At 74.9% G+C, this 20,772-nt stretch carries 18 protein-coding genes; 4 read left to right on the forward strand and 14 right to left on the reverse strand.

Translation table 11 applies throughout. The annotated features are described in order from the left end of the window. Nucleotides 1-28 precede the first annotated feature (28 nt). Complete coding sequence (locus tag IE255_RS03295; RefSeq protein WP_190048559.1) at nucleotides 29-724, reverse strand: ANTAR domain-containing protein; 696 nt, start codon at nucleotides 722-724, stop codon at nucleotides 29-31. 186 nt (nucleotides 725-910) lie between these two features. Between IE255_RS03295 and IE255_RS03300 the strand changes: the two genes are divergently transcribed. Both IE255_RS03300 and IE255_RS03305 read left to right on the forward strand, forming a co-directional pair. After that, complete coding sequence (locus IE255_RS03300) at nucleotides 911-1,267, forward strand: STAS domain-containing protein (RefSeq protein WP_229906266.1); 357 nt, start codon at nucleotides 911-913, stop codon at nucleotides 1,265-1,267. After that, entirely contained in the window at nucleotides 1,264-2,217 is a 954-nt protein-coding gene (locus IE255_RS03305) for an anti-sigma factor RsbA family regulatory protein (RefSeq protein ID WP_190048561.1), read from the forward strand. The genes IE255_RS03300 and IE255_RS03305 overlap by 4 nt, the downstream gene beginning before the upstream one ends. Before the next feature lie 84 nt (nucleotides 2,218-2,301). On the opposite strand, the gene IE255_RS03310 is transcribed toward IE255_RS03305, so the two are convergent. The 8 genes from IE255_RS03310 to IE255_RS03345 all read right to left on the reverse strand — a co-directional run bounded on the left by IE255_RS03310 (nucleotide 2,302) and on the right by IE255_RS03345 (nucleotide 15,218). Further along, nucleotides 2,302-3,339 carry a rod shape-determining protein gene (locus IE255_RS03310; protein WP_190048562.1) on the reverse strand — a complete coding sequence of 346 codons (1,038 nt, stop codon included), beginning with the start codon at nucleotides 3,337-3,339 and terminating at the stop codon, nucleotides 2,302-2,304. Between the two features lie 169 nt (nucleotides 3,340-3,508). Next, nucleotides 3,509-7,795 (reverse strand): SAV_2336 N-terminal domain-related protein, encoded by a 4,287-nt coding sequence (locus tag IE255_RS03315; RefSeq protein WP_190048563.1) that lies wholly within the window; start codon nucleotides 7,793-7,795, stop codon nucleotides 3,509-3,511. Between the two features lie 142 nt (nucleotides 7,796-7,937). Then, the gene (locus IE255_RS03320) at nucleotides 7,938-8,948 is read right to left on the reverse strand and encodes an AAA family ATPase (protein WP_190048564.1); all 1,011 of its coding nucleotides are present in this window, start codon (nucleotides 8,946-8,948) and stop codon (nucleotides 7,938-7,940) included. A gap of 68 nt (nucleotides 8,949-9,016) precedes the next feature. Continuing rightward, nucleotides 9,017-10,705 (reverse strand): VMAP-C domain-containing protein, encoded by a 1,689-nt coding sequence (locus tag IE255_RS03325; protein ID WP_190048565.1) that lies wholly within the window; start codon nucleotides 10,703-10,705, stop codon nucleotides 9,017-9,019. Continuing rightward, nucleotides 10,702-11,040 (reverse strand): CU044_2847 family protein, encoded by a 339-nt coding sequence (locus IE255_RS03330; protein WP_190049334.1) that lies wholly within the window; start codon nucleotides 11,038-11,040, stop codon nucleotides 10,702-10,704. The genes IE255_RS03325 and IE255_RS03330 overlap by 4 nt, the downstream gene beginning before the upstream one ends. An 81-nt stretch (nucleotides 11,041-11,121) precedes the next feature. After that, entirely contained in the window at nucleotides 11,122-12,462 is a 1,341-nt protein-coding gene (locus IE255_RS03335) for a carboxyl transferase domain-containing protein (RefSeq protein WP_190048566.1), read from the reverse strand. Continuing rightward, the gene (locus IE255_RS03340; RefSeq protein WP_190048567.1) at nucleotides 12,455-13,900 is read right to left on the reverse strand and encodes an acyl-CoA synthetase; all 1,446 of its coding nucleotides are present in this window, start codon (nucleotides 13,898-13,900) and stop codon (nucleotides 12,455-12,457) included. The genes IE255_RS03335 and IE255_RS03340 overlap by 8 nt, the downstream gene beginning before the upstream one ends. 49 nt (nucleotides 13,901-13,949) lie before the next feature. Continuing rightward, entirely contained in the window at nucleotides 13,950-15,218 is a 1,269-nt protein-coding gene (locus IE255_RS03345) for an SLC13 family permease (RefSeq protein WP_190048568.1), read from the reverse strand. A gap of 194 nt (nucleotides 15,219-15,412) precedes the next feature. On the opposite strand from IE255_RS03345, the gene IE255_RS03350 reads away from it, so the two are divergent. Continuing rightward, nucleotides 15,413-16,117 carry a FadR/GntR family transcriptional regulator gene (locus tag IE255_RS03350; protein ID WP_190048569.1) on the forward strand — a complete coding sequence of 235 codons (705 nt, stop codon included), beginning with the start codon at nucleotides 15,413-15,415 and terminating at the stop codon, nucleotides 16,115-16,117. On the opposite strand, the gene IE255_RS03355 is transcribed toward IE255_RS03350, so the two are convergent. Further along, nucleotides 16,114-17,193, reverse strand: a complete 1,080-nt coding sequence (locus tag IE255_RS03355; RefSeq protein ID WP_190048570.1) for a MerR family transcriptional regulator — start codon at nucleotides 17,191-17,193, stop codon at nucleotides 16,114-16,116. The genes IE255_RS03350 and IE255_RS03355 overlap by 4 nt on opposite strands. A gap of 161 nt (nucleotides 17,194-17,354) precedes the next feature. On the opposite strand from IE255_RS03355, the gene IE255_RS03360 reads away from it, so the two are divergent. After that, on the forward strand, nucleotides 17,355-18,224 hold the full coding sequence (locus IE255_RS03360) for an ATP-grasp domain-containing protein (protein WP_190048571.1): 870 nt from the start codon (nucleotides 17,355-17,357) through the stop codon (nucleotides 18,222-18,224). A gap of 11 nt (nucleotides 18,225-18,235) precedes the next feature. On the opposite strand, the gene IE255_RS03365 is transcribed toward IE255_RS03360, so the two are convergent. From IE255_RS03365 to IE255_RS03380, 4 genes are read right to left on the reverse strand one after another with little or no spacing between them, the layout of a single operon-like run. Then, nucleotides 18,236-18,844: a hypothetical protein gene (locus IE255_RS03365; RefSeq protein ID WP_190048572.1), complete on the reverse strand. Its 609-nt coding sequence runs from the start codon at nucleotides 18,842-18,844 to the stop codon at nucleotides 18,236-18,238. Further along, nucleotides 18,810-19,637 carry an FkbM family methyltransferase gene (locus IE255_RS03370; protein WP_190048573.1) on the reverse strand — a complete coding sequence of 276 codons (828 nt, stop codon included), beginning with the start codon at nucleotides 19,635-19,637 and terminating at the stop codon, nucleotides 18,810-18,812. Before IE255_RS03370 ends, IE255_RS03365 begins: the two co-directional genes overlap by 35 nt. Beyond that, on the reverse strand, nucleotides 19,634-19,870 hold the full coding sequence (locus tag IE255_RS03375) for a Trm112 family protein (RefSeq protein ID WP_190048574.1): 237 nt from the start codon (nucleotides 19,868-19,870) through the stop codon (nucleotides 19,634-19,636). The genes IE255_RS03370 and IE255_RS03375 overlap by 4 nt, the downstream gene beginning before the upstream one ends. After that, nucleotides 19,867-20,772 (reverse strand): hypothetical protein, encoded by a 906-nt coding sequence (locus tag IE255_RS03380; protein WP_190049335.1) that lies wholly within the window; start codon nucleotides 20,770-20,772, stop codon nucleotides 19,867-19,869. The genes IE255_RS03375 and IE255_RS03380 overlap by 4 nt, the downstream gene beginning before the upstream one ends.

Consider the following 20,772-nt stretch of genomic DNA (forward strand, 5'->3'; position numbering starts at 1 on the left):
GGGTTTCCTCCGGCCGCCGCGCCGCCCCTCAGACCCCGCGGCGCCGCGCGATCGCCCTCTGGAGAGCCGTGCGGAGCTCGGGCGACGGCGCCGGGCCGTCGGACTCCGCGCTGGCCGTCACCGCGGCGGCCACCTCCCGCAACTTCGTGTTCGACAGCTGGGACGCCTCGCGCAGGATGTGCCAGGCCTCGTCGGACGTGCAGCCGTGGGTGGCCATGAGGATGCCCCGGGCCTGGTCGATGACCGGGCGGGAGACGATGGCCTGCCGGAGCTGCTCGACCTCCTCCTGGAGGACGTGCAGGCGCTCCGCGCGTTCCATGGCGACCACCGAGGAGGCCGGGGCCGGCGGCGGCACGCGGTCTTGGCCGGTGGTGTCCGGTCCGGCCAGCGGGTCGCTGGTGTCCAGGCCCGCCAGTTCCAGGATCCGGCGCGGCTGGCCGTTCCAGTTCGTGGCCGTGACCGTCAGCGACCGCTGCCGGCCGTAGTCCCCGAGCACGTCCAGGAACTGGAGACCGGCCGTGTCCATGAAGTGCACGTCCCCCATGTCCAGGTCGACCCGGGTGAGCGTGGACGGCAGGTCGGCCAGGGTTCTGGCCAGGATTTCCGCACAGCCGTGGACGAGCTCACCACGCGGGGTGAGCTCGGCGCGGTCCGCGTCGACGCGGCCACAGATGACCAGGGTGTTCAGCCCTCCTGTGAGATGTGGTGATGCCGCTGACGTCATGTCACCGCCTTGTCGGTCCTCGTCGGTCGTCGTTCGTCTCGCCGGACTGCACGACGTCATTCGCCCCCGTGGACGTCGGTGTGAGGTGCGCCTGCCCGCCGTACGGCGTACTACACACGGTTCGGGGGAATGAGCTTGTCCCGGGCGGGTACGAGCGCTCTGGTCGAGAAGCGTGGGGAGAGGGGCGTGAACACTCAATTTCCGGTGCCGGCCACCGGGCCCAGTGGCCCCGTGCCAGGCCTGGCGGTGTACCCGCTGCCCGGGCAGCGGGGCGTCCGGGCAGCCGGTGAAGTAGGCCTGACGACACGTGCGATCTGGGAAGGCGTGCTGGAGCAGGCGGTTCGCGAGGGTGAGGACGTGTATTACCTGGAGCTGTCCGACGTGACGTTCGTCGACGTCGCGGGCGCGGGTGCGCTCGCGGCCGCCGCCGGGCAGCTGCGGGACGGGCGGCGGTTCGTGGTGCGGCGTCCGCCGGCCGCTCTGCGGCGGACGCTCGACCTGCTGTGGCCCGACCATGCGGGAATCGAGGTGTCGACGTCATGACCGCTGCCGTGGCGGAGCCCTTCGGTCCCCTGGAGCCGTTCGTCCATCCCGCGCTCTTCTACCGGGACGAGCAGGAGTACCTCGACGTCACCGTGCCCTTCGTACGCGACGGCCTGGAGGCCGGCGAGCCGGTCGCGGTCGCCGTGCCCGGCAAGAACCTCGCGCTCATCCGGGACGCCCTGGGTGACGCCGCCGGGGCGGTGCGGCTCCTCGACATGCGGGAGGCCGGCCGCAACCCCGGGCGGATCATCCCCGGCGTGCTGCGCGCGTTCGCCGACACCCAGCCGGCCGGCCGCCGGGTGCGGATCATCGGCGAGCCCATCTGGGCGGGGCGCTCGGACACCGAGTACCCGGCCTGCGTCCAGCACGAGGCGCTGATCAACGCGGCCTTCCGGGGCCGTACGGCGACCATCCTGTGCCCGTACGACGTCCAGGGGCTCCCCGACCACGTCCTCGCCGACGCCTACGCCACCCACCCCACCGTCATCCCCTCCGGCTCCCGGGCGGAGCAGGCCAGCGACGCGTACGCCCCCGGGGCCGTCGTCGACCGCTACAACGAGCCGCTGGCGCCCGTGCCGGACGCGCTGACGTTCGCCTTCGACTCCGACTCGCTCTCCCAGGCCCGGCACGTGGCCGTCGGGGAGGCCGCGCGGCTCGGCCTGGCCGGCGTCAAGCTGGACGACCTGGCCCTCGCCACGGCCGAGCTCACCACGAACAGCGTGGTACACGGCGGCGGTTCGGGCGTGCTGCGGGTGTGGACCGAGGACGGGTACGTGGTGTGCGAGGTGCGCGACAGGGGGCGGCTCGCGGACGTCCTGGCCGGGCGCAAGCCGGTACCCCGCGACCAGCGCGGCGGGCGCGGGCTGCTGCTGGTCAACCTGATCGCCGACCTGGTGCGGGTGCACCGGGGCGACGACGGGACGACCGTGCGCTGCTGGTTCGCCACCTGAGAGCCGCTGAGTCCGCTGAGTCCCTGACCGCTGAGACTGGTGAGTCCGCTGAGACTGCTGAGTCCGCGGAGGTCCCGGCTCCGGTCAGCTCCCCAGCGGATCCAGCGCCAGCGGTTCGATCCTGCCCTCCAGCATGGCGCCGAGACCCTGCACGGCGCACACGTCCGGGCGCTCCGCGATGTGCACGGGCATACCGGTCGCCTGGCGCAGCATCTGGTCCAGGCCCGGCAGCAGGGCACTGCCGCCGACCATCATGATCCCCCGGTCGGCCAGGTCGGCGACCAGGTCGGGCGGGCAGGACCGCAGCACCTTGCCGATGCCGTCCAGGATGGCGGTGAGCGGTGTCTGGATGGCGTCCCGTACGGCCGCGGTGTCGACCTGGACGGAGCGGGCGAGGCCCGTGGCGACGTCCCGCCCGTGGATCTCCGTCGAGGCCGGGCCCTGCGGGGTGAGGCCGTTGCCGGACAGGGCGAGCTGGAGCGGCCGTACCGACTGGCTGGGCAGCATCAGCTCGTGCTCGTGGCGCAGGTGCTGCACGATCGCGTTGTCGACGGCCTCGCCGCCCACCGGAATGCGCTCGGCGGTGACGATCGCGCCGAGGGACAGCACGGCCACCTGCGTGGCCGCCGCCCCGCACACCATGATCATCGTGGCCTCGGGCTGCTCCACGGGCAGCTCGCAGCCGACGGCGGCGGCGATCAGCGTGTCGACCAGTTCCACGCGGCGGGCCCCGAGGCCGACCAGCGTCTCGATCGCGGCGCGCTGGGCGAGCGGGTCGGCGTCGTGCGGGGTGCAGGCCGCGGCGCGCAGGATCGGCTTGCGGCGCAGGCTGCGGCGCATCTTGTCGCCGAGCAGGTGGCGCAGCATGCGCTGGGCCATCTCGATGTCCACGACGGTGCCGCCGGAGACCGGCCGCACCACCCGGATGTAGTCCGGTGTGCGGCCCGTCATCTTCTCCGCGAGCTCGCCGACCGCGATCAGCGCGCCCGTGCGGGTGTTCACGGCGGCGGCGGACGGCTGGTCGACGACGAGCCCCGCGCCCTTGACATAGACGCGCGTGCGGGCCGCCCCGAGGTCGACGGCGAAGTGGCAGCGGCGCAGCTGCTCCAGACTGGCGGTCATGGCAGGTCCTCCCGAGAGCACAGACCGTGGGAGGCCGCCAGGTGGCGGGCCTCGCAGACGTGGGGCCGCCGGGTGGCGGGCCTCCCTCGCATCGTGCGCGGGAGGGGACCGGGCCGCCTTCCGGAGGGGGCCGGGCGGGGCGCCGCCGAACGGGGGGTTCGACGGCCGGTCACAGTGAGCGCGCGGCCTCCAGCAGGGGCGCGAGGGAGGTGACGGTGGTCTCGCAGCCGGCTTCACGCAGCTGCCGGCCGGTGGTGGCGTTGCGGGCGAGGCCGACGAAGCGCAGCCCGGCCCGCTGGGCGGCGGCGAGTTCGGCGACCGTGGATCCGATGACCAGGCCGGTGCCGGCGGTCCCGTCGGCGGAGTCCAGGGCGCGCAGCAGGCAGTCCGGGTGCGGGGTGAGGAGGCCGAGGTCCTCGGCGCGGCCGTGGACGCCGGCCAGGGGGAGGGTGCCGTACGGCCTCAGATAGCGGTGTACGGCATCGGCGCAGGCGTCCGTGACCACGCAGATGCGGCGGCCGGAGGCGTGCAGGGCGCGGATCAGGGGCGCGGAGTTGTGCGTGGCCGGAGCGTGCGGCACGGCCTGGAGTTCGAGGTCGTCGAGGCGCTCCCGCAGCAGCGGTCCGAGCCGGTCCCGCGCGAAGGCCCGCAGGACGTCCAGAGGATGCGCGAACGCCTCCTGCCCCCCTCCCGCCATGGTGTCCCGGGGGTCGCGGTGCTCGGCGACCAGCGCGAGCAGGTCGAGTACGGCCTCGCGCGCGGCGTTCGCCGAGAACAGCCGGGCCACGGGGCCGTCGAAGCCGAGCAGCACGGTCTCGGCGTCGCCGAGGAGGCCGGGCAGCGGGCGGTCGGACGGGGCCGGGGCCTGCGGTCCAGGCAGGGCAGCTCCCTCCGGGGCGAGCTGCACCGACGCCGTCACCGACAGCCCCGGCACCGGCCAGCGGCGCAGCCCGGCGTTGACCGCGCGCTGGGCCGCGCCCGCCCGGCGCAGCGGATGGCGGCGGGTGATCCGGGCCGCCTCCTCCAGCAGGTGGTCGAGCAGCGGCTCGGACACCCGGCCGACCTCGCCGCGGACGAAGGCCACCGGGTCGTCGACGTGCCAGGACAGCTCCACCGCGGCGGCGAAGGCGCCCTTGCCGGAGCTGGGCAGGGAGACGCGGTGCTGCGCGTGCTGCGTGGTGAGGTCCACCTCGTAGTACGTCACGAGGCGTGGCGGCCCGTCGCCGTGCGGCTGGGCCGGGTTGAGGAGGGTGAGCGGGCCGTCGGGCTGGGTGTGGACGACGGCCGTGCGGCCCGGGGCCGGGATCCCGAGCCGCCGCAGGTCGTGCGTGATGAAGGGGCCCCGCACCAGGTCGCGGACCTCGGGTTCGGGGGCCGTGGCCGGGGTCAGCGGGCAGTACCAGGCGATCGGCGGGGTGTCGGTGGCGCCGCCCTGGTAGAGGGGCTGGAAGCGCTGGGGGCCCTGGGCGGCGGAGCTGGCGGCGAACTGCTCGTAGACGGCCGGGGAGACCACCACCTGGATGTCGGCCGGGACCGGTGGCTGGACGGGGGGTGGGCCGGGCCGGTCCCAGAACGTGACGGTGAGGGGCGGCGGATCCACCAGCCCGGTGAGGACCTCGGGCAGGCCGCGCAGGACCGCGACGAGGACGGGGAGGAGGAAGGTGCCGGGCACGGTGTGGACGTCGTAGCCGTGGGGGCGGACGCGCACGTCGAACTGGTGGGCGGCCAGGGCGCCGCGGGAGAGCATCTCGTGCACCGCGTGCTCGAGGGTGATGCGGGCCTCGGGGTGGCCGGTGAGGTCGTCGGCCTCGAAGAGGATGGTGGGGGTGGCCTCCGGTTCGAACCGGTTCCTGAGGGCGCGCAGGCGGTCCCGGGTGGCCGCGGCGGCGGGACCGGGGATGCCGTCGAGCGGGTCGCCGTACCAGAAGTCGAGGGCGTACCGGGGGTCGACGGTGTCGCCGGTGAGCAACTGCTCCACATGCAGCACGTCGACGTACAGGTCCGGCACGTGCAGGGCGTACGCGTGCGAGAAGGAGACCAGGCCGCCGGGCGGCAGTACCTGCCGCACCTCCGCCGCCAGACGGTCGAGGCGGTGGGCGGCCTCGCTCTCCGGCACCGGCTCCTCCCACAGCCCCCGGGCCAGTTCGGTGTGGGGCACGCGCCGGCCCTGGCGCAGCAGGAGCATGCACAGCAGCGCCTGGGCCTCCGGTGAGGGGGGCGCGATGTCCTCCGAGCCGTCGCTGATGCGCAGCGGACCGAGCAGGGTGAAGAAGCGCGGCAGCTGCAATCGGACCGTCGCGGGCAGGGGGGCCGCATAGTCGGCGGCCTCGGGGAGCCGGTGCTGGTCGATCAGGTCGAGCAGTTCCTGGTGCTCGGCGGGCACCCGCAGGCCCGCGGCCACTTGCTTGAGCAGCCACCGGAACTCGGCGAGGTCCGACTCCGGATCCTTGCCCCGGGACTCCTCGCCCAGGGCGAAGCGGCTGAGCAGCACGGTGCCGTCGGGCCGCAGCAGCAGTCCCGCCGGCCCGCGCTCCCCCCGCACCAGTCCCCGTGCGTGGAGGGCCTTCAGGCCGGCCATGCCCTGGCACACCAGGCGGGCGAACGTACGGAAGGAGATGCCCGACAGCACTTCGGAGAGGGTCAGGCCGTCCACGAACTCCGTTACCAGGTAGGGCGTTTCGCCCTCCACCCCGAAGTCGAGGACCCGCACCACATGCGGGTCGTCCACCCCGGCCGCCACGCGCGCCTCCGCCAGGAACCGCTCCTGCGGCGGGGGCTGGTCGCGGTACCGGCGGACGATCACCTGCCGGTCGGTGCGGGTGTCCACGGCCTTGGACACCCGCCCGTTCCACCCGCGCCGCCCGACCAGCCGGTACCGCCCGCCGACCAGACGCTCGGGCGGCTCCCCGCCCAGCCGCCGCACCGTCTCCTCGCTGACCGTCGCGAACGCCGGTCCCGGGCCGCCCTGTCCGCCGTCCGCCTCGGCCTGGAACTCCCCGGCCGCGAGCCCCGCCCGCTCGTCGATCAGGCCGCCGACCCGGGCGAGGAACTCCCGGGTCCGGCCCCGGGCCGTACGGGGCAGGGAGCGCAGCAGCAACTCCCGTACGCCGGGCCGGAACTCGTACGAGCCGGGCGGGCCCGGGACGGAGGTGAGCATGCCGCTGAGGATCACCTCGGCGAGGTGCTGGGGCCGGGGGTCGCGGTCCACGGTGCGCTGCACCAGGCGCATCACCGGCACCGAGGGGACCGCGAGCGCGAGGTGCCCGGCGAGGCGGAAGGCCTCCGGGGACGCGGTCGCGCGGAAGCGCAGGACCAGGTCCTCGGGGGAGGCGGTGGTGAGGTCGGGGGCCGGTTCGGCGGGCGGCGCGGGAGCGGGCGGCAGCCAGGCCGCGGCGCCCGGGGTGCGGGCGCCGCCCGGGTCGGCGACCAGGGCCGCCCAGTGGGCCAGCCAGGGGGCGCCCGGCTCCAGGACCGGCAGGGGGAGGGCCTGCTCCGGGGGCGGCGCGTCGCCGTACGGGGCGAAGGCGAGCCTTGCCGAGGGGGCCGCCGTCGACGGGGACGTCAGCAGGCCCGGCTCGGCGGGCAACGCCGTGCCGGGCCACAGGTGTTCGGGCAGCGGCTGGACCACCGCGAGCGGCATGTGGTGGGCCCAGTGGCGCAGGGTGCGGTACCAGCGCTCGCCCGCCGCGCCCGGGCGCCACTGCGGTCCCATGCAGTCGCTGACGACGAGGGTGACCGTACGGCCGTCGTCCAGGACGGGGACCTGGCGGGCGCTGCCGTCGGGCGTGGCCGGGTGCAGGGTGACCGTGCGGAAGATGCCCGACTGGGCGAGCGCCGTGTGCAGTTCGCTCACCAGGGGGCGCCAGACCGGCATGGTGGGGCCGGTGTCGTGCACGAGGTTCAGGCGCAGCCAGCGGTCGGGGGCCGGGCGCAGCACGGGCAGCCACACGTCGGGGTGGGCGCCGAGCCGTGCGATCCGGTCGGCCGTCGCCCGCTCGTCCAGCACCCGCAGGTGCGGGGAGGGCACCTTGCGCTTCAGCGGGCGCAGGGCGCGCTGGAGCGCGAGGGGGTGGGGCAGCATCGGGGGCGCGGGGGCGAGGAGGGGCGATCCGCCGCTGCCGGGGTGCGCGTGCTCGTGGTGCGCAGAGCGCGGGGCGGGCAGGCGCAGGGTGACGCGGTCGGGCGTGGGTGCGGCGGGCGCCGGTGCCGGGGCCGGTGCCGGTGTCGGCGGTTCGGGCGACCTCGGCGGTACGGGGGCGTCGTCCACGGGCGCTGCGGGCGGGCCGACCTGGGGCCGCCCGGGCACCAGGGGCGGCGGCTGCTCCTCGTCGGCGGCCAACTGCCCTGCCAGCCACAGCAGTTCCGCGATCTCCCGGGGCGTCGGCGGCGCGCCGGCAGCCGACAGCGCCGCCGCCAGCCGGGCGACGGGGGACGGCCCGGTGTCGTGGGGTGTCATGGGCGAGCCCGCCGCCGGCGGCGTCGCGGGTCGGGCGTCCGGCGAGGGCCCGGCGTTGTGCGGTGTCGTCGGCGTGCCGTCTGCCGTCGGCGGCGTCGGCGGCGTCGCGGGCCGGCTCTCCGGGGACGGCCTCGCTCCGGTGTCAGAAGCCATCGCCGTCGGCCGTGGCGCTGAGGTACGGCATCAGCTGTTCGGCCAGGTCGTCGCGGGACTCGGCGTCCAGGCCCGCGACCCCCGTGAGGTAGAGGGCGTTCAGCAGCTGGTCGGTGGCCAGTTCGCCGCCGGAGGCACGTTCCAGGAAGCGGGTGATCAGCCGGTCCGCGTCGCCGTCGGGGGTGGCGAGGTGGGCGCGGACGATGTCGGTGAGCTGGTCCCGGTCGGGGCGGCGCAGCTTCAGCCGGACGCAGCGGCGCAGGAAGGCGGGCGGGAACTCGCGCTCGCCGTTGCTGGTCAGCACGACGAACGGGAAGGCCCGGCAGCGGACCCGGCCGCGGTGGACGGTGACCGGGGTGTCCGTGCCGTCCGCGAGGACCTCGGCCGCGCCGTCGCCGGAGTGGCGGGCGGCGCGGACCAGTTCGGGGATCTCGTACTGGCCCTCCTCCAGGACGTTCAGCAGGTCGTTCGGCAGGTCGAGGTCGCTCTTGTCGATCTCGTCGACGAGCAGGGCGCGGGGCCGGCCGTAGGGGAGCAGGGCCGTGCCGAGGGGGCCGAGCCGCAGGTGGTCCTCGACGCCCCCGGCGGACGTGTCGGGCCGGTCCCGGGCCGCGTACAGCCGGGACAGCGGGTCGTACTGGTAGAGGCCGTCGGCGAGGCTGCTGCGGCTGGTGATGTTCCAGCGCAGCACCGGGCCGAGCCGCAGCTCGCGCGCCACCGCGTAGGCCAGCGAGGACTTGCCGGTGCCGGGCGGGCCGGTGACGAGCAGCGGGCGGCGCAGGCAGAGCGCGGCGTTGACGAGGCGGACGGTCTCCGGCGTGGCGACGTACGACTTCGCGCGGTGCACGCGGTCGGGGGAGACGGCCGACGCGTCGTCGGTGTCGTCGGGCGGCGGCAGGGCCGGACCGCCGTCGAAGGCCCGCCACGGCGGTGGGGCGGGGAGGTGGTCGATACCGTCGTGCGGCTCGCTGTCGCCGGTGTAGACGGACCAGTGCGGCATGGGGGTGGGTCTCCGCTCTCCGTTTCGTGCTGGTGTTCCTCAGGCGCGCCGGACCGCGTCCGGGTGGGTCAGGCCACCGGCGACCCCGCGTGCGCTGCGGCGACGGCGTGCGGGTCGGCGAAGACGCGCGGGTCGTCCCACAGCAGCTGGATGCCCCCGGCCCAGTGGTCCTCCTCCGCGTCGGCCTCCTCGCGCAACGCCAGGATGCGGCGCGGGAGTTCGGCGGGCGGTGTACCCGCCACGCACGCGTCCAGCGCGTCGAGGAACGCCTTGCCGGTGCAGCCGTCCGCCCCGGCGCACTCCTCCTGCCCCGAGCCGCAGCCACCGCGCGACCACACGATCACCGGGGCCGGCGCGGTGAGCGAGACGTCGAACTGCGGCCGGGTCCGCGAGGCGGCCGGGGCGGTGCCGAACCCGGCGAGGCAGGCGTCGGGCCGCCGCAGCCGCATCCGCAGCCGCCCGGGCTCCTCCGGCCCGCCGCACTCCACGCGGTGCAGCCGCGCGCCCGGAAGGGCGTCGAGCCGCTTCCAGGCCCGGGTCAGCACATGCCGGGTGCTGGCCTTGCGCCGGGCGTGGTCGGTGACGACCAGCGGATAGACGCAGCCGAGCGGGGTGGGGTCGTCCGGGGCGCTCTCCCAGCGGTCGACGGGCCAGTCCAGCCAGTCCCGGGGCAGCGCGAACGCGACCAACTCGTCGGCGCCGGGCGTCAGATACCGGAAGGCCGCCTCGATACGGTCCCGCACATAGGCGTGCAGCCGGTGCTGCTCGACCGTGCCGGAGTCGACCGGGTGCCGCCGCCCCCCGCTGTACGCGGACACCTCGACGCGGACCAGACCGTCGCCCGCTCCGCTGTGCCCGAGTTCGACGAGGATGGGCGACCAGTCGGGCGCCGACGGCTCCACGGCCGGGGTGTGCAGCAGGGCCTGAAGCCGGTCGGCGAACCGGGCCACGGTCCGTGCGGCGCCCGGGCCGTCGAGTTCGCACAGCACGAACAGGGCCGCCGACCACAGCGAGTCGAACCCCTCCTCCGGCGGCGGCGGGTCGAACGGGTCGGCCGCGGCGGTGTAGAGCCGTACCGGGTCGCAGTCGACGCCCGCGCGGGCGGCCTTCTCGACCAGGGCGCGCAGCCGGGCCCGGTCGGCACTGGCATGGCCGGAGGTGGGGACCAGGCTCTCCAGGCCGGGCCAGTAGCGGGCCATGACCTGCGTGGGCATCATCCGGCCGGTGCGCACGTCCCCGGTGCCGGCCGCCGCCGTGACCATGCCGACGACCTCGCCGGTGTCGGCCAGGGCGACCGCAGCCCCGCTGAAGCCGGGGGCCAGGGGCTGGCCTCCCGGGTGCCAGGCCTCCAGCTGGATCCACTCCCGCTTGATCAACTGCGGTGCGGTGACCCGGTACTCGGCGAGGGTGCCCTCGTCGAACCCGGCCGGGAAGCCGTAGACGACGAGCTTGCGGGGCGCCGTGCCGTGGGCGGCGTCGACCGGGGCCAGCGCGGCCGGGGCGATGGACATCTCCCCGTCCAGCTCCAGCACGGCGAGGTCGCCGAGGTCGGTGGCGCCGCCGGCCCAGCCGCCGTGGGCGACGACCCGGGCGGGCACGGCCGGGGTGCCGGGCCGCTCCGTGAACGTCACCGTCAGGTCCTCGCCGTCGCCGACGACATGCGCGCACGTCAGTACCGTGCCGGGGGCGACCAGGAAACCCGCCCCGGTCACCCGGCCCCGTAACGCGATCCGGGCGTGCCACTCGGCGCTGTTCATGACGCGGGGCTTGCCTCCGGGCCGGCCGGGGACCAGGTCAGCCTGACCACCAGATGGCCCTCGGCGGTGCCCTTGGCGATGAACGCGCCCGCCTCGGCCGAGAGTTTGACCCCGAACTCGATCTCCACGCCGTCGGGCTTCAGGGAGCCGTCGCGGAACACCCGCAGCGCGGACTCCGCGGCGGCCCGCACCCCGTCCAGGGCGCCCTCGAAGGTGCGGGTCGCCTGGACCGTGCCGTCGCCCCTGGAGACCAGGCGGGAGCCGGTCCGCTCCTCCGCCGCCTCGACCGTGACCACCGCACCGTCACCGGTTCTGAACTCGACCAACCCGTCCACGGCACCCCCGTCGTCCCTTGCGTTGGGCATTCCCATTGTGACGGACGGTACTTGATGATGTGAGGGGCAGCCACCGGGAACTCACGGTCCGACGGTCCCCCGGATCACCCCCAGCTCCACCAGGTCCTGCGGCCGGATACGGAGCTGGTCCGCCGTCGCCTCCACCTCGCGCGGCGGCCGCTTGAGGATCGCCGCCGCCAGTTCCGGCGCGATCACGGAGAAGTAACTGTCCGGCGTGGCCCAGGTGTTGCCGGGCGCGGCCAGGGCCAGCGCGCCGCCGGAGCCGCCCTCGCCGATCACCAGCGTGGTCACCGCGGTACGGGCGCCCGCCACCGCGCCGAACAGCTCGGCGATCGCGGCGCCCGCGCCCTGCCGCTCCGCCGCCGCGTCGTTGGCGGCGCCCGGGGTGTCCACGAGCGTCAGCACCGGGATGCCCAGCCGGTCCGCGAGGCGGATCAGGCGGGCGGCGGTGCGGTAGCCGGCGGGGCGGGTCGCGGTCCCGGTCTGCGCGGCGTAAGCGACCGTACGGCCCTGGTGCTCGCCGAAGCCGCACAGCATGCCGTCCGGGTCGGTGCCGCCGCAGCGGTCACCGCTGATCGCGACCCGGTGGGTGAAGTAGGCGTCCAAGTAGGCGGCGGCACGCGGCCGTTGGCGCGAACGGGCGCGCTGCACGGCATCCCAGCCGGTGGCGGGCAGGGCCGCGGTGTCGCCGAGCGCCCCGGGCGGCGGGGCGGGCGTGCTCGACGGGCAGGTCAGCAGCCGCAGCCACCGCCCCAGCGTCTCCCGCAGCTCCTCCGGCCGCACGACCGCGTCCGCCGCCCCCGCGGCGACCTGCGCCTCCGCCGTGTACGCCGCCGGGTCCGCGTCCGCCGGCCGCACCCGGGAACCGGCGAAACCGACCTGCGCCCCGGGCAGCGCGAGCACCACGTCGGCGCCCGCGCCCAGGGTGGCCCAGCCGCCCCCGGTGGTCGGGTCGCGCAGGACGGCGACCTGCGCCAGACCGGCCTCCCGGGTGAGCGCCGACTGACGGGCCACCCGCTGGAGTTGGGTCAGCGCGAGCATGCCCTCCTGCATCCGGCTGCCCCCGGTGGCGACCAGCGGCACGACCGGGAGGCGGCGCTCACGGGCGTACGTGTACGCCGCCTCCAGCCGGTCGCCGGTGCGCTCGCCCAGGGAGCCGCCGAGGAAGCCGAACTCGAACGCGATCAGCACGGCCCGGGTGCCGCCGACGCGGGCGCTGCCGCACACCACGGACTCCTGCTCGCCGGTGCGCTCGGCGGCACGGGCGCGCGAGGCGTCGTAGCCCGGCCAGGCGAGCGGGCCGTCGGGCTTCGAGGGCCTTGTGGCGGTGGGGAGTTCGGCGAAGGTGGAATCGTCCGCCAGGGCGGTGACGATCTCGCGGGCTGAGAGGCGTTCAGCCATGGGGCAGCGCCCGCTTCATGATCTTCCCCATGTCGTTGCGGGGCAGCGCGTCGAGGTGGTGGACGACCCGGGGGCGCTTGTGCGGGGACAGCCGCCCGGCCACATGATCGGCCAGCTCCTCCAGGGACGGCGGCGACTGGAGATCGGCCGGCACGATCCACGCCACGATCCGCTCGCCCAGGTCGGCGTCCGGCTCCCCGGTGACGGCGGCCTCCCGCACGCCCGGGTGTTCGAGGAGCGCGTTCTCGATCTCACCGGCCCCGATCTTGTAACCGCCGCTCTTGATCAGGTCGGTGGCCTTGCGGCCGACGATCCGGACGTAGCCGTCAGGATCGCGCACCGCCATGTCGCCGGTGCGGAACCAGCCGTCGGCGGTGAACGCGGCGGCGGTGGCGTCGGGGCGGTTGAGGTACTCGGTGAACAGGTTCGGCCCGCGCACCTGGATCTCGCCGACGGTCTCCCCGTCGTACGCGGTGACCTCCGAGCCGTCCTCCTCGACCAGCCGCAGCTCCACGCCCGGCAGCGGCACGCCGACCGTGCCCGGGCGGGCCTCGCCGTCGGCACGGACGCTGGTGTTCATCAGCGTCTCCGTCATGCCGTACCGCTCGATCACCCGCCGCCCGGTCGCCGTCGCGATCCGCCCGTGATCGTGCACGGGCAGCGCGGCGGAACCGGACACCAGCAGCCGCGCCCCGGTCAGCGCCTTCACCAGCTCCGGGTCGCTCGTCACGGCCTCCGCGATCCGGTGGTACATCGTCGGCACGCCGAACAGCATGGTCGCGCCGGAGTTCAGCTCGCGGGCGACGCCCTGGGTGCTGAAACGGCCCAGATGCCGTACCGAGCCGCCGCGGCGCAGCGGGCCGAGCGTGCCGAGGACCAGGCCGTGGACGTGGAACAGCGGCAGGCCGTGCACGAGGACGTCGTCGCCGGTCCACTGCCAGGCGTCGGCCAGCGCGTCCAGGGTCGAGGCGATCGCCCGGCGCGGGATGACGGCGCCCTTGGGCGGGCCGGTGGTGCCGGAGGTGTAGACGATCAGGGCCGGGTCGGCGTCGGCGGCGCGGTCCTCGGGGACGGGGCCGGTGCCGTGCACGTCGACGTCGACGCGGGGGAGGTGCTGCAGGGGCGCGGGGAGCTGGTCGTCCGGGGCGGTGAGCACCAGGCCGGGCGCGCTGTCGGACAGGATGTGCCCGAGCTCCTTCTCGCCCGACTTCGGGTTGAGCGGCACGGCGGGCACTCCGGCCAGCAGCGCGGCGACGACGGCGACGGCCGTCTCCATGGTGGGCGTCGCCCAGACGGCGACCCGCGTGGCCCCGCCGATGCGGCCCGTGAACGCTCCGGCCGCGGCGGCGAGCTGCGCGTAGGTCAGGGAGCGCTCGCCGAAGCGGAGGGCGGGGTGGTCGGCGGGGGCCTCGGTCAGGGCCGGGAAGAGAGGGGGCACGCGTCACATCTCCTTAGCTGTTGCCTGCGGTTGTCCTGGGCCGGTGCGGCTATCCCCAGCCGGGGACGACCATCACCAGCCAGGCCACCGCCGGTACGACGGCCACCACGATCCCTCCGTACACCATCAGCTGCCGGAAGAAACGCTCGCGGTCCACGTCCGGGGCGGCGGCCAGGACGAGTGCGCCGTTCGTGGAGAAGGGGCTGACGTCCACGACCGTCGCCGACACGGCGAGTGCGGCGACCATGCCGATGGCTCCGATCTCGCCCCGCTCCAGGAACGGCACGGCCAGGGGGATGAGGGCGCCCATGATGCCGACGGAGGAGGCGAAGGCGGAGACCAGCGCGCCGATGTAGCAGAGCAGGACCGCGGCGAGGAGCGGGACGCCGATGCCGCCCACGCCCTCGCCGGCCCAGGTGATGGTGCCCATCTCGTCGAGGACGCCTATGTAGGTGAGGACGCCGCAGATGAGGAGGACGGTCGGCCAGGCGATTTCGCCCACGGCCTTGCGGCTGTCTTCCGGCCAGAGCGTGCTGAGGACCACGGCGAGGGTGATGGCGGTCAGGCCGGCGTCCAGGTCGAAGACGAGGACGGCGATGACCAGGGCCAGGAGGGAGGTGAGGGTGGCGATGCGGGACGGAGTGAGACTGGTGGTTTCCGTTGTGACGGTGGGAGTGGCCGAGGCCGGGTCGGGCTCGTCCACCACCCCCTGGGCCCACAGCTTCAGGCCGCCGCACACCACGAACACGACCCCCGCGATGACCGAGTTCGCGGCGAGGGACGCCAGGAACAACACCACCTCGTTGCCCGGGAGGTTCTCGCGTTCCACGATGCCGTTGACGATCGAGCCGTAGATGCTGATCGGGGAGAAGCCGCCGGCCTGGGCGCCGTGGACCACCATCGCGCCCATCAGCAGCGGGCTGATCCCGTACCGCGCGGCGAAGCTCAGCGCGATCGGCGCGACGATCGCGACCGCGGCCGGGCTGACCGCGCCGATCGCCGTGAGCGCGCCCGTCAGGGCGAACATCACCCAGGGGATGAGCGCCACCCGCCCCCGCACCAGCCGGACGGCGGCGTGCACCAGCCAGTCGGTGGTGCCGTTGGCGCGGGCGATCGCGAAGAGGTACGTGACGCCGACCAGGACGACGAACAGGTCACCGGGGAAACCGGCGAAGACGCCGTCCGCGTCGAGGTCGGCGACCAGCCCGCCGACCCCGAAGGCGGCGGCGAAGGCGAGCGCGCCCATGTTCACGGAACGGGTGGTGGCGATGACGAACACCACGACGAGGACAAGGATCGAGATGAGTTCGGGGGACATGCGGGCTCCCGTCGTTGGGCCCCGGAGCGGCTGGGAGCACCAGACAGTGGCCGAGTGGCTGAGCCACTTGAGGTGCGTTGGTCGAACAGCGTGGGTGCGGGCCGGGCGCCCGTCAAGGGGGTGCGCGAAAATTGGCTCAGCCACTCCGCCACTGTGAAGGGCCGGTGCTACGCTCCCGACGAGAGGGGGGTCCCATGACCGATGCCCTGCGCCCCATGACGAAGCAGCGCCTCTACGAACAGGTGCTGGAGCGGCTGCGCCAGTACGTCGCCGAGGGCGGCCTGCGCGCCGGCGACCGGCTGCCGCCCGAGCGTGATCTCGCGCAGCGGCTCGGGGTCAGCCGGGCCTCGGTGAAGCAGGCGATCGTCGTGCTGGAGGTCCAGGGCCTGGTGGAGGCCCGGCACGGCGGGGGCACCTACCTCGTGCGGGACAGCCTCGACACCGAGCCGGTCGAGCGGATGGTGGAACGCCGCCGGCGCCTGCCCGACGTCCTGGAGGCGCGGGAGGCGCTAGAGACGAAGCTCGCCGAACTGGCCGCCGAGCGGCGCACGGAGGAGGACCTGGCGGCGATGCGCTCGGCGCTCGCGCACATGGCGGAGGAGATCGAGGCCGGCGGGCACGGCGTCGAGGGCGACCGGCTGTTCCACGCGGCCGTGACGGCGGCCGCCCACAGCAGTCTGCTCGCCGAGTTCATGCGCTCCATCGCCGAGCAGATCGCCGAGAGCCGCACCGAGTCCCTGCGCCAGCCCGGCCGCCCCTCCCGCTCCCTCTCCCAGCACCGGGCCATCCTCGACGCGATCGCCGCCGGGCAGCCCCGCCAGGCGGCCACGGCCATGCGCCGCCACGTCCGTACGGTGGCGAAGGTGCGGCTGCTGGACTGGGAGCCGGGGGAGTCCTAGACGCCCGCGCGGTCCACGGTCTGCACCACGTCCGCCACCACGCAGCTGACGTTGTCCGGCCCGCCGGCCTCGTTCGCCGCGCCGACCAGGGCCGCCACCGTCTCGTCGGGTGCGGCGGGCGCGGCGAGGAGGCCGCGGATCCGGTCCTCGGGGACGACCCCGTACAGGCCGTCGGAGCACAGCAGATAGCGGTCGCCGCGGTGGGCGTCGTGGAGGCGGAGGTCGGGGGTCGCGTTGGTCCCGTCACCGGTCAGTGCCTTCAGGAGCAGGGCGCGCTGGGGGTGGGACGTGGCCTCCTCGACGGTCAGCCGGCCCTCGTCGATCATCGACTGGACCACCGTGTGGTCATGGGTGATGCGGAACAGCTCGCCGTCGCGCAGCAGATAGGCGCGCGAGTCGCCGATGTGCACCAGCGCCAGCCGCGAGCCCGTCCACAGCAGGGCCGTCAGGGTCGTGCCGATGTCGTCGGCGCCGCCGGCCACGTCCCGGACGGCCTGCTCGGCGCCCCGCACCGCGTCCTCCAGGAGGTTGAGGACGCCGCCGGCCGGGACCTCGTCCGTGTCCAGGCGGCGCAGCGCCTCCACGGCGGCGCTGCTCGCGGGCGCCCCCGCCGGTCCGAAGCCGTCGGCCACCGCGAGCAGCCGCGTGCCCGCGTACGCCGTGTCCTGGTTGGCGGGGCGGACGCGGCCGGTGTCCGAGTGGGCGGAATAACGCAGTTCCAGCATGGTGGTGTCCTCTCCGGACCCTCGCGAGTCCGTCGTCAGGTGATCGACCAGGAACGCGGCGAGGTCCCGCCGTACCGCCGTCTCCGCCTCGACCCGCGCCCAGTAGGCGCGGATCTCCCGGGCGGCGGCCGCCGGATCGAGGGCGACGGTCCGGCGGATCTCGGCCAGCGGCATCCCGAGCCGCCGCAGCCACGCCACGAGCCGCGCCCGCTCCAGCTGCGCCACCGCGTAGTACCGGTAACCCGTGTCCGGGTCCACCCGGGCGGGCCGCAGCAGGTCCAGCTCGTCGTACAGGCGCAATGCCTTCGGCGAGAGCCGGCACGCCTTCGCGAACGCGCCGATCGTCAGCATGTCCCCGCGCACCTCGCCACCTCCTCCCGTTCCGCCACCGATGCTGGGGCTTCACCGAAGGTGAAGGTCAAGCGGGCTGTTTGGTTCCGGCGGCGGTTGTTAGCCTGCCGGTCGGTCACCCGGTCACCCGGTCACCCGGTCACACGAAGAGGGAGCCCCTTGTGCCCCGTATCGCACTCGTCACCTACGACTCCGGCCCCGAGCCCAGCAAGGACCGGGACCTTCCGCTCCTGGTACGGGCGCTGCGGGACGCCGGTGCCGAGGCCGTCGCCGTGCCCTGGGACGCCCCCGGCGCCGACTGGGGCGGCTTCGACCTCGCGCTGATCCGGTCCACCTGGGACTACAGCTGGCGGGCGGAGGAGTTCACGGCGTGGGTGGAGCGCTGCGGGAAGCTGACGCGGCTCGCCAACCCGCCCGCGGTCGTGCGGTGGAACACCGACAAGCGGTACCTCGGGGATCTGGCGGCCGCCGGCGTGCCCGTCGTCCCCACCCGGTACATAGCGCCCGGCGAGCCCGCCGACCTGCCCGACCACCACGAGTACGTCGTCAAGCCCACCTCCGGCGCCGGCGCCCGTTTCGCCGCCCGCTACACGCACGACGAGCACGACACGGCCGTACGGCAGCTGGAGCGGATGCACGCCGAGGGCTTCACGGCGATGGTGCAGCCGTACGTGCGCAGCATCGACACGGCCGGCGAGCGGGCCCTGCAGTTCTTCGGCGGGCGCCTGCTGCACGCCAGCGTCAAGGGCGCCGTCCTCGCGCCGGGCACACCGTACGACGCGGACAAGGACGCCCACCCCGACCTGCGCCCCTGGGAGCCGACCGCCGCCGAACTGGCCGTCGCCGAGCGGGCGCTGGCCGCCGTGCCCGGGGACCCGGAGCTGCTCTACGCGCGCGTGGACCTCGTCACCGGGGCGGACGGGGAGCCGTGCGTGATGGAGCTGGAGCTGATCGAGCCGAACCTGTTCCTGTGGCTGCACGCGGACTCCGTGCCGAGGGTCGTGCGGGCGGTACTGGCCGCCGCCGGCTGATCCGGAGCCCTTCAGCCCTGCGTGCCGGTGACGGCCACCCGTTGCAGCAACCCCCAGGTGAACTCCGCGACGACCTCCCGCCGCACCCCCTCCGCGTCCGGCGCCGTGAACGCCAGCCCCCACCGGGTCGGTGCCGAGCCCTGAAGGGGACGGGCCGGGGCGAAGGCGCGGGACGCCTCGTCGACCGTGCAGGACCAGGGGGTGAGGTCGTCCAGGGTGTGCAGGCCGGGGCCCTTCTGGCCCGGGGCGCGGACCAGCCACTCGTTCCACACCGCGCCGTTCGGGGCGGTCAGCGCCTCGAAGCGCAGATCGGGCCAGAGGGGCACGGGCCAGAGCCAGGCCTCGCAGTCGAGGTCGCCGATCCGGCGTGCCGTACGGGACTCGGGGTCGCCGAGGACCGAGCGGTAGCGGGACAGGGGCGCGCGGCCGCGCGGGGAGCGGACCATCGCCTGCCAGCGCTTGTTGGCCTCGCGCATGTCGGCGATCGAGACGCCCAGCTCATGGCGGGCGTCCTCCACCAGGCCCGGATTGTGGTCGGCCATGCGGCGCAGCAGCACCAGCTGGAAGTCGAGCGGGGTGAAGGGGCTAGCGGGGCGCTTTCCGGAGGGCATGGGACCCATCGTCGCCCACCGGGGCCGTGCCGGGGCGGCGGCCGTCGGGCAGGAACAGCACGGAGTTGACGTAGCGCGGGCCCCTGCGGAGCGGGGACGGCAGGACGCGGCGGAGCAGGCCGTGGGAGACGACGTACGAGGCGCCCGCCTGATGGTCCTCCAGGGGGAACTTGGCCAGCGGCACCCAGCTGTCGCCGGGCAGCACCCAGCCCTCGTAGCCGAGCAGCGACAGGTACGTCACCACCGGCGCGATCGGCTGGATGCGGGACTCCAGCTCCACGAACAGGGCCGGCCGGTCGCGGGCCAGCAGACCCGTCGCCCCGCGCAGTACCGCCGGCTCGTTGCCGTCCACGTCGATCTTGATGAAGCCGACGTCGCGCAGGCCCAGCTCGTCCAGCGTGACGCAGGGGACGTCCAGCGCCCGGCCGTGGATGTCGCGGCGGACCAGCGAGGACACGCCCCGGTCGCCCGAGTCGTCCGACGGCAGCCACAGCCGGGCGATGCCCGGGCGGTCCGAGGCGGCGGCACGGATCACCCGCACGTTCGGCGGGGCCGCGGCGGCCAGCAGCCGGGCCAGATGGGGCACCGGCTCGACCGTCACGACCTGCTCCGCCCGTCCGGACAGCCGGTGCGTCCAGGGGCCGTACCAGCCGCCGACGTCCACCGCCGTACCGCAGTCGGCGGGGCACAGCTCGGCGAGCCGGGACAGCTCCGGTTCGAACCGGGGGTACAGCGCCCGGGCCGTCGCGGCCACCAGGCGGGCGGGCAGGAAGGGAGCGAGGCGGGCTGCCAGGCTGGTCATGGGGCCATCCTCTTGAGAAGTTCCTCGTGCACGTCGTCCGGGACCTGCTCGCCCGAGGACGGCAGCAGCTGCGGAATGCCGTCGACGATCGGGTAGCGGCGGTGCAGGCGCGGGTTGTACAGCGCCTCCTCCTGCCTGGCCTCCTCCTGCCCGGCCTCCTCGGGCAGCAGATGCAGCGGGCCCTTGTCGAGCGGGCACGCCAGGATCTTCAGCAGCGGGTCGTCGGGCTTCATGGTGATGCCAACTCCTTGGCTGGTGCGGGGGGCTGGGGAGCGGAGTCGTGCTTCGGCATGGTCAGCAGGACGGCGACCGCCAGGGCCGTGCCCGCCACCCGCAGCGCGAGCCGCAGCGGGTCGCCCGGCAGGGCCTCGCCGAACGACAGCGTGCCGAGGACCGCCGTGAACAGGGAGGTCACGGTCGTGCACACCGGCACGATCAGCGAGGCCCGGCAGCGCTGGAGCGCCGCCTGCGACATCACCAGGCCGAACACGCCGGTGAACAGCAGCAGATACGGATACGGGGAGCTGAGCAGGTCCAGGAGCGCGGCGCCGATCCCGCTGGTCGTCAGGTGGCTGGAGACGCCCTTGATGGCCAGCGAGCTGACGCCGTACAGCAGGCCCACCGCCACGCCGTACTCGACGCCGGTCGTCGGCCGCCGGTGCCGGTTGCGGGCGCGCCGCTCGGCGGAGCCGTACAGCCACAACCCGGCCGCCAGCGACGGCACGCACACCAGCAGGATCAGCTGGTAGGGCGCGTCCTGGCTGACGGTGTCCGCGCCCTCGCGCAGCGACAGCACCACCATCAGCAGCGCGAGCAGGATCGCACCCAGGGCGTACCGTTCCCGGCCGCTGGTCTCCTCGCCGAGCAGCCGGGCCGACAGCAGCACCAGCAGCACCAGACCGGAGACGAAGATGCCCTGCGCGGCGGCGATCGGCAGGGTGCGGTAGACGACGAGCTGCGCGGCGAACCCGGCGGCGAGGGCGAGGGAGCCGCCGATCCACAGGGGGCTGCCGAGGACGAGGCGCAGCAGCCGGGCCGGCTGCCGGATCGTCACCTCCGGGAGCGAGGTGAGCGCCCGTTTCTCCAGCACGAAGCCCAGGCTGTACAGGGTGTTCGCCAGCAGGGCCGCGGCCAC

This window comes from Streptomyces lomondensis (assembly GCF_014651035.1).
Classification (GTDB): domain Bacteria; phylum Actinomycetota; class Actinomycetes; order Streptomycetales; family Streptomycetaceae; genus Streptomyces; species Streptomyces lomondensis.

What these genes read in the sequence shown, in the direction of transcription:
- IE255_RS03335 (WP_190048566.1), bottom strand. Translation starts at nt 12,462, where the DNA reads ATGGCTGAACGCCTCTCAGCCCGCGAGATCGTCACCGCCCTGGCGGAC.
- IE255_RS03350 (WP_190048569.1), top strand. Translation starts at nt 15,413, where the DNA reads ATGACCGATGCCCTGCGCCCCATGACGAAGCAGCGCCTCTACGAACAG.
- IE255_RS03305 (WP_190048561.1), top strand. Translation starts at nt 1,264, where the DNA reads ATGACCGCTGCCGTGGCGGAGCCCTTCGGTCCCCTGGAGCCGTTCGTC.
- IE255_RS03295 (WP_190048559.1), bottom strand. Translation starts at nt 724, where the DNA reads ATGACGTCAGCGGCATCACCACATCTCACAGGAGGGCTGAACACCCTG.
- IE255_RS03320 (WP_190048564.1), bottom strand. Translation starts at nt 8,948, where the DNA reads ATGCCGCACTGGTCCGTCTACACCGGCGACAGCGAGCCGCACGACGGT.
- IE255_RS03345 (WP_190048568.1), bottom strand. Translation starts at nt 15,218, where the DNA reads ATGTCCCCCGAACTCATCTCGATCCTTGTCCTCGTCGTGGTGTTCGTC.
- IE255_RS03355 (WP_190048570.1), bottom strand. Translation starts at nt 17,193, where the DNA reads ATGCTGACGATCGGCGCGTTCGCGAAGGCGTGCCGGCTCTCGCCGAAG.
- IE255_RS03365 (WP_190048572.1), bottom strand. Translation starts at nt 18,844, where the DNA reads ATGGGTCCCATGCCCTCCGGAAAGCGCCCCGCTAGCCCCTTCACCCCG.
- IE255_RS03375 (WP_190048574.1), bottom strand. Translation starts at nt 19,870, where the DNA reads ATGAAGCCCGACGACCCGCTGCTGAAGATCCTGGCGTGCCCGCTCGAC.
- IE255_RS03325 (WP_190048565.1), bottom strand. Translation starts at nt 10,705, where the DNA reads ATGAACAGCGCCGAGTGGCACGCCCGGATCGCGTTACGGGGCCGGGTG.
- IE255_RS03370 (WP_190048573.1), bottom strand. Translation starts at nt 19,637, where the DNA reads ATGACCAGCCTGGCAGCCCGCCTCGCTCCCTTCCTGCCCGCCCGCCTG.
- IE255_RS03310 (WP_190048562.1), bottom strand. Translation starts at nt 3,339, where the DNA reads ATGACCGCCAGTCTGGAGCAGCTGCGCCGCTGCCACTTCGCCGTCGAC.
- IE255_RS03315 (WP_190048563.1), bottom strand. Translation starts at nt 7,795, where the DNA reads ATGACACCCCACGACACCGGGCCGTCCCCCGTCGCCCGGCTGGCGGCG.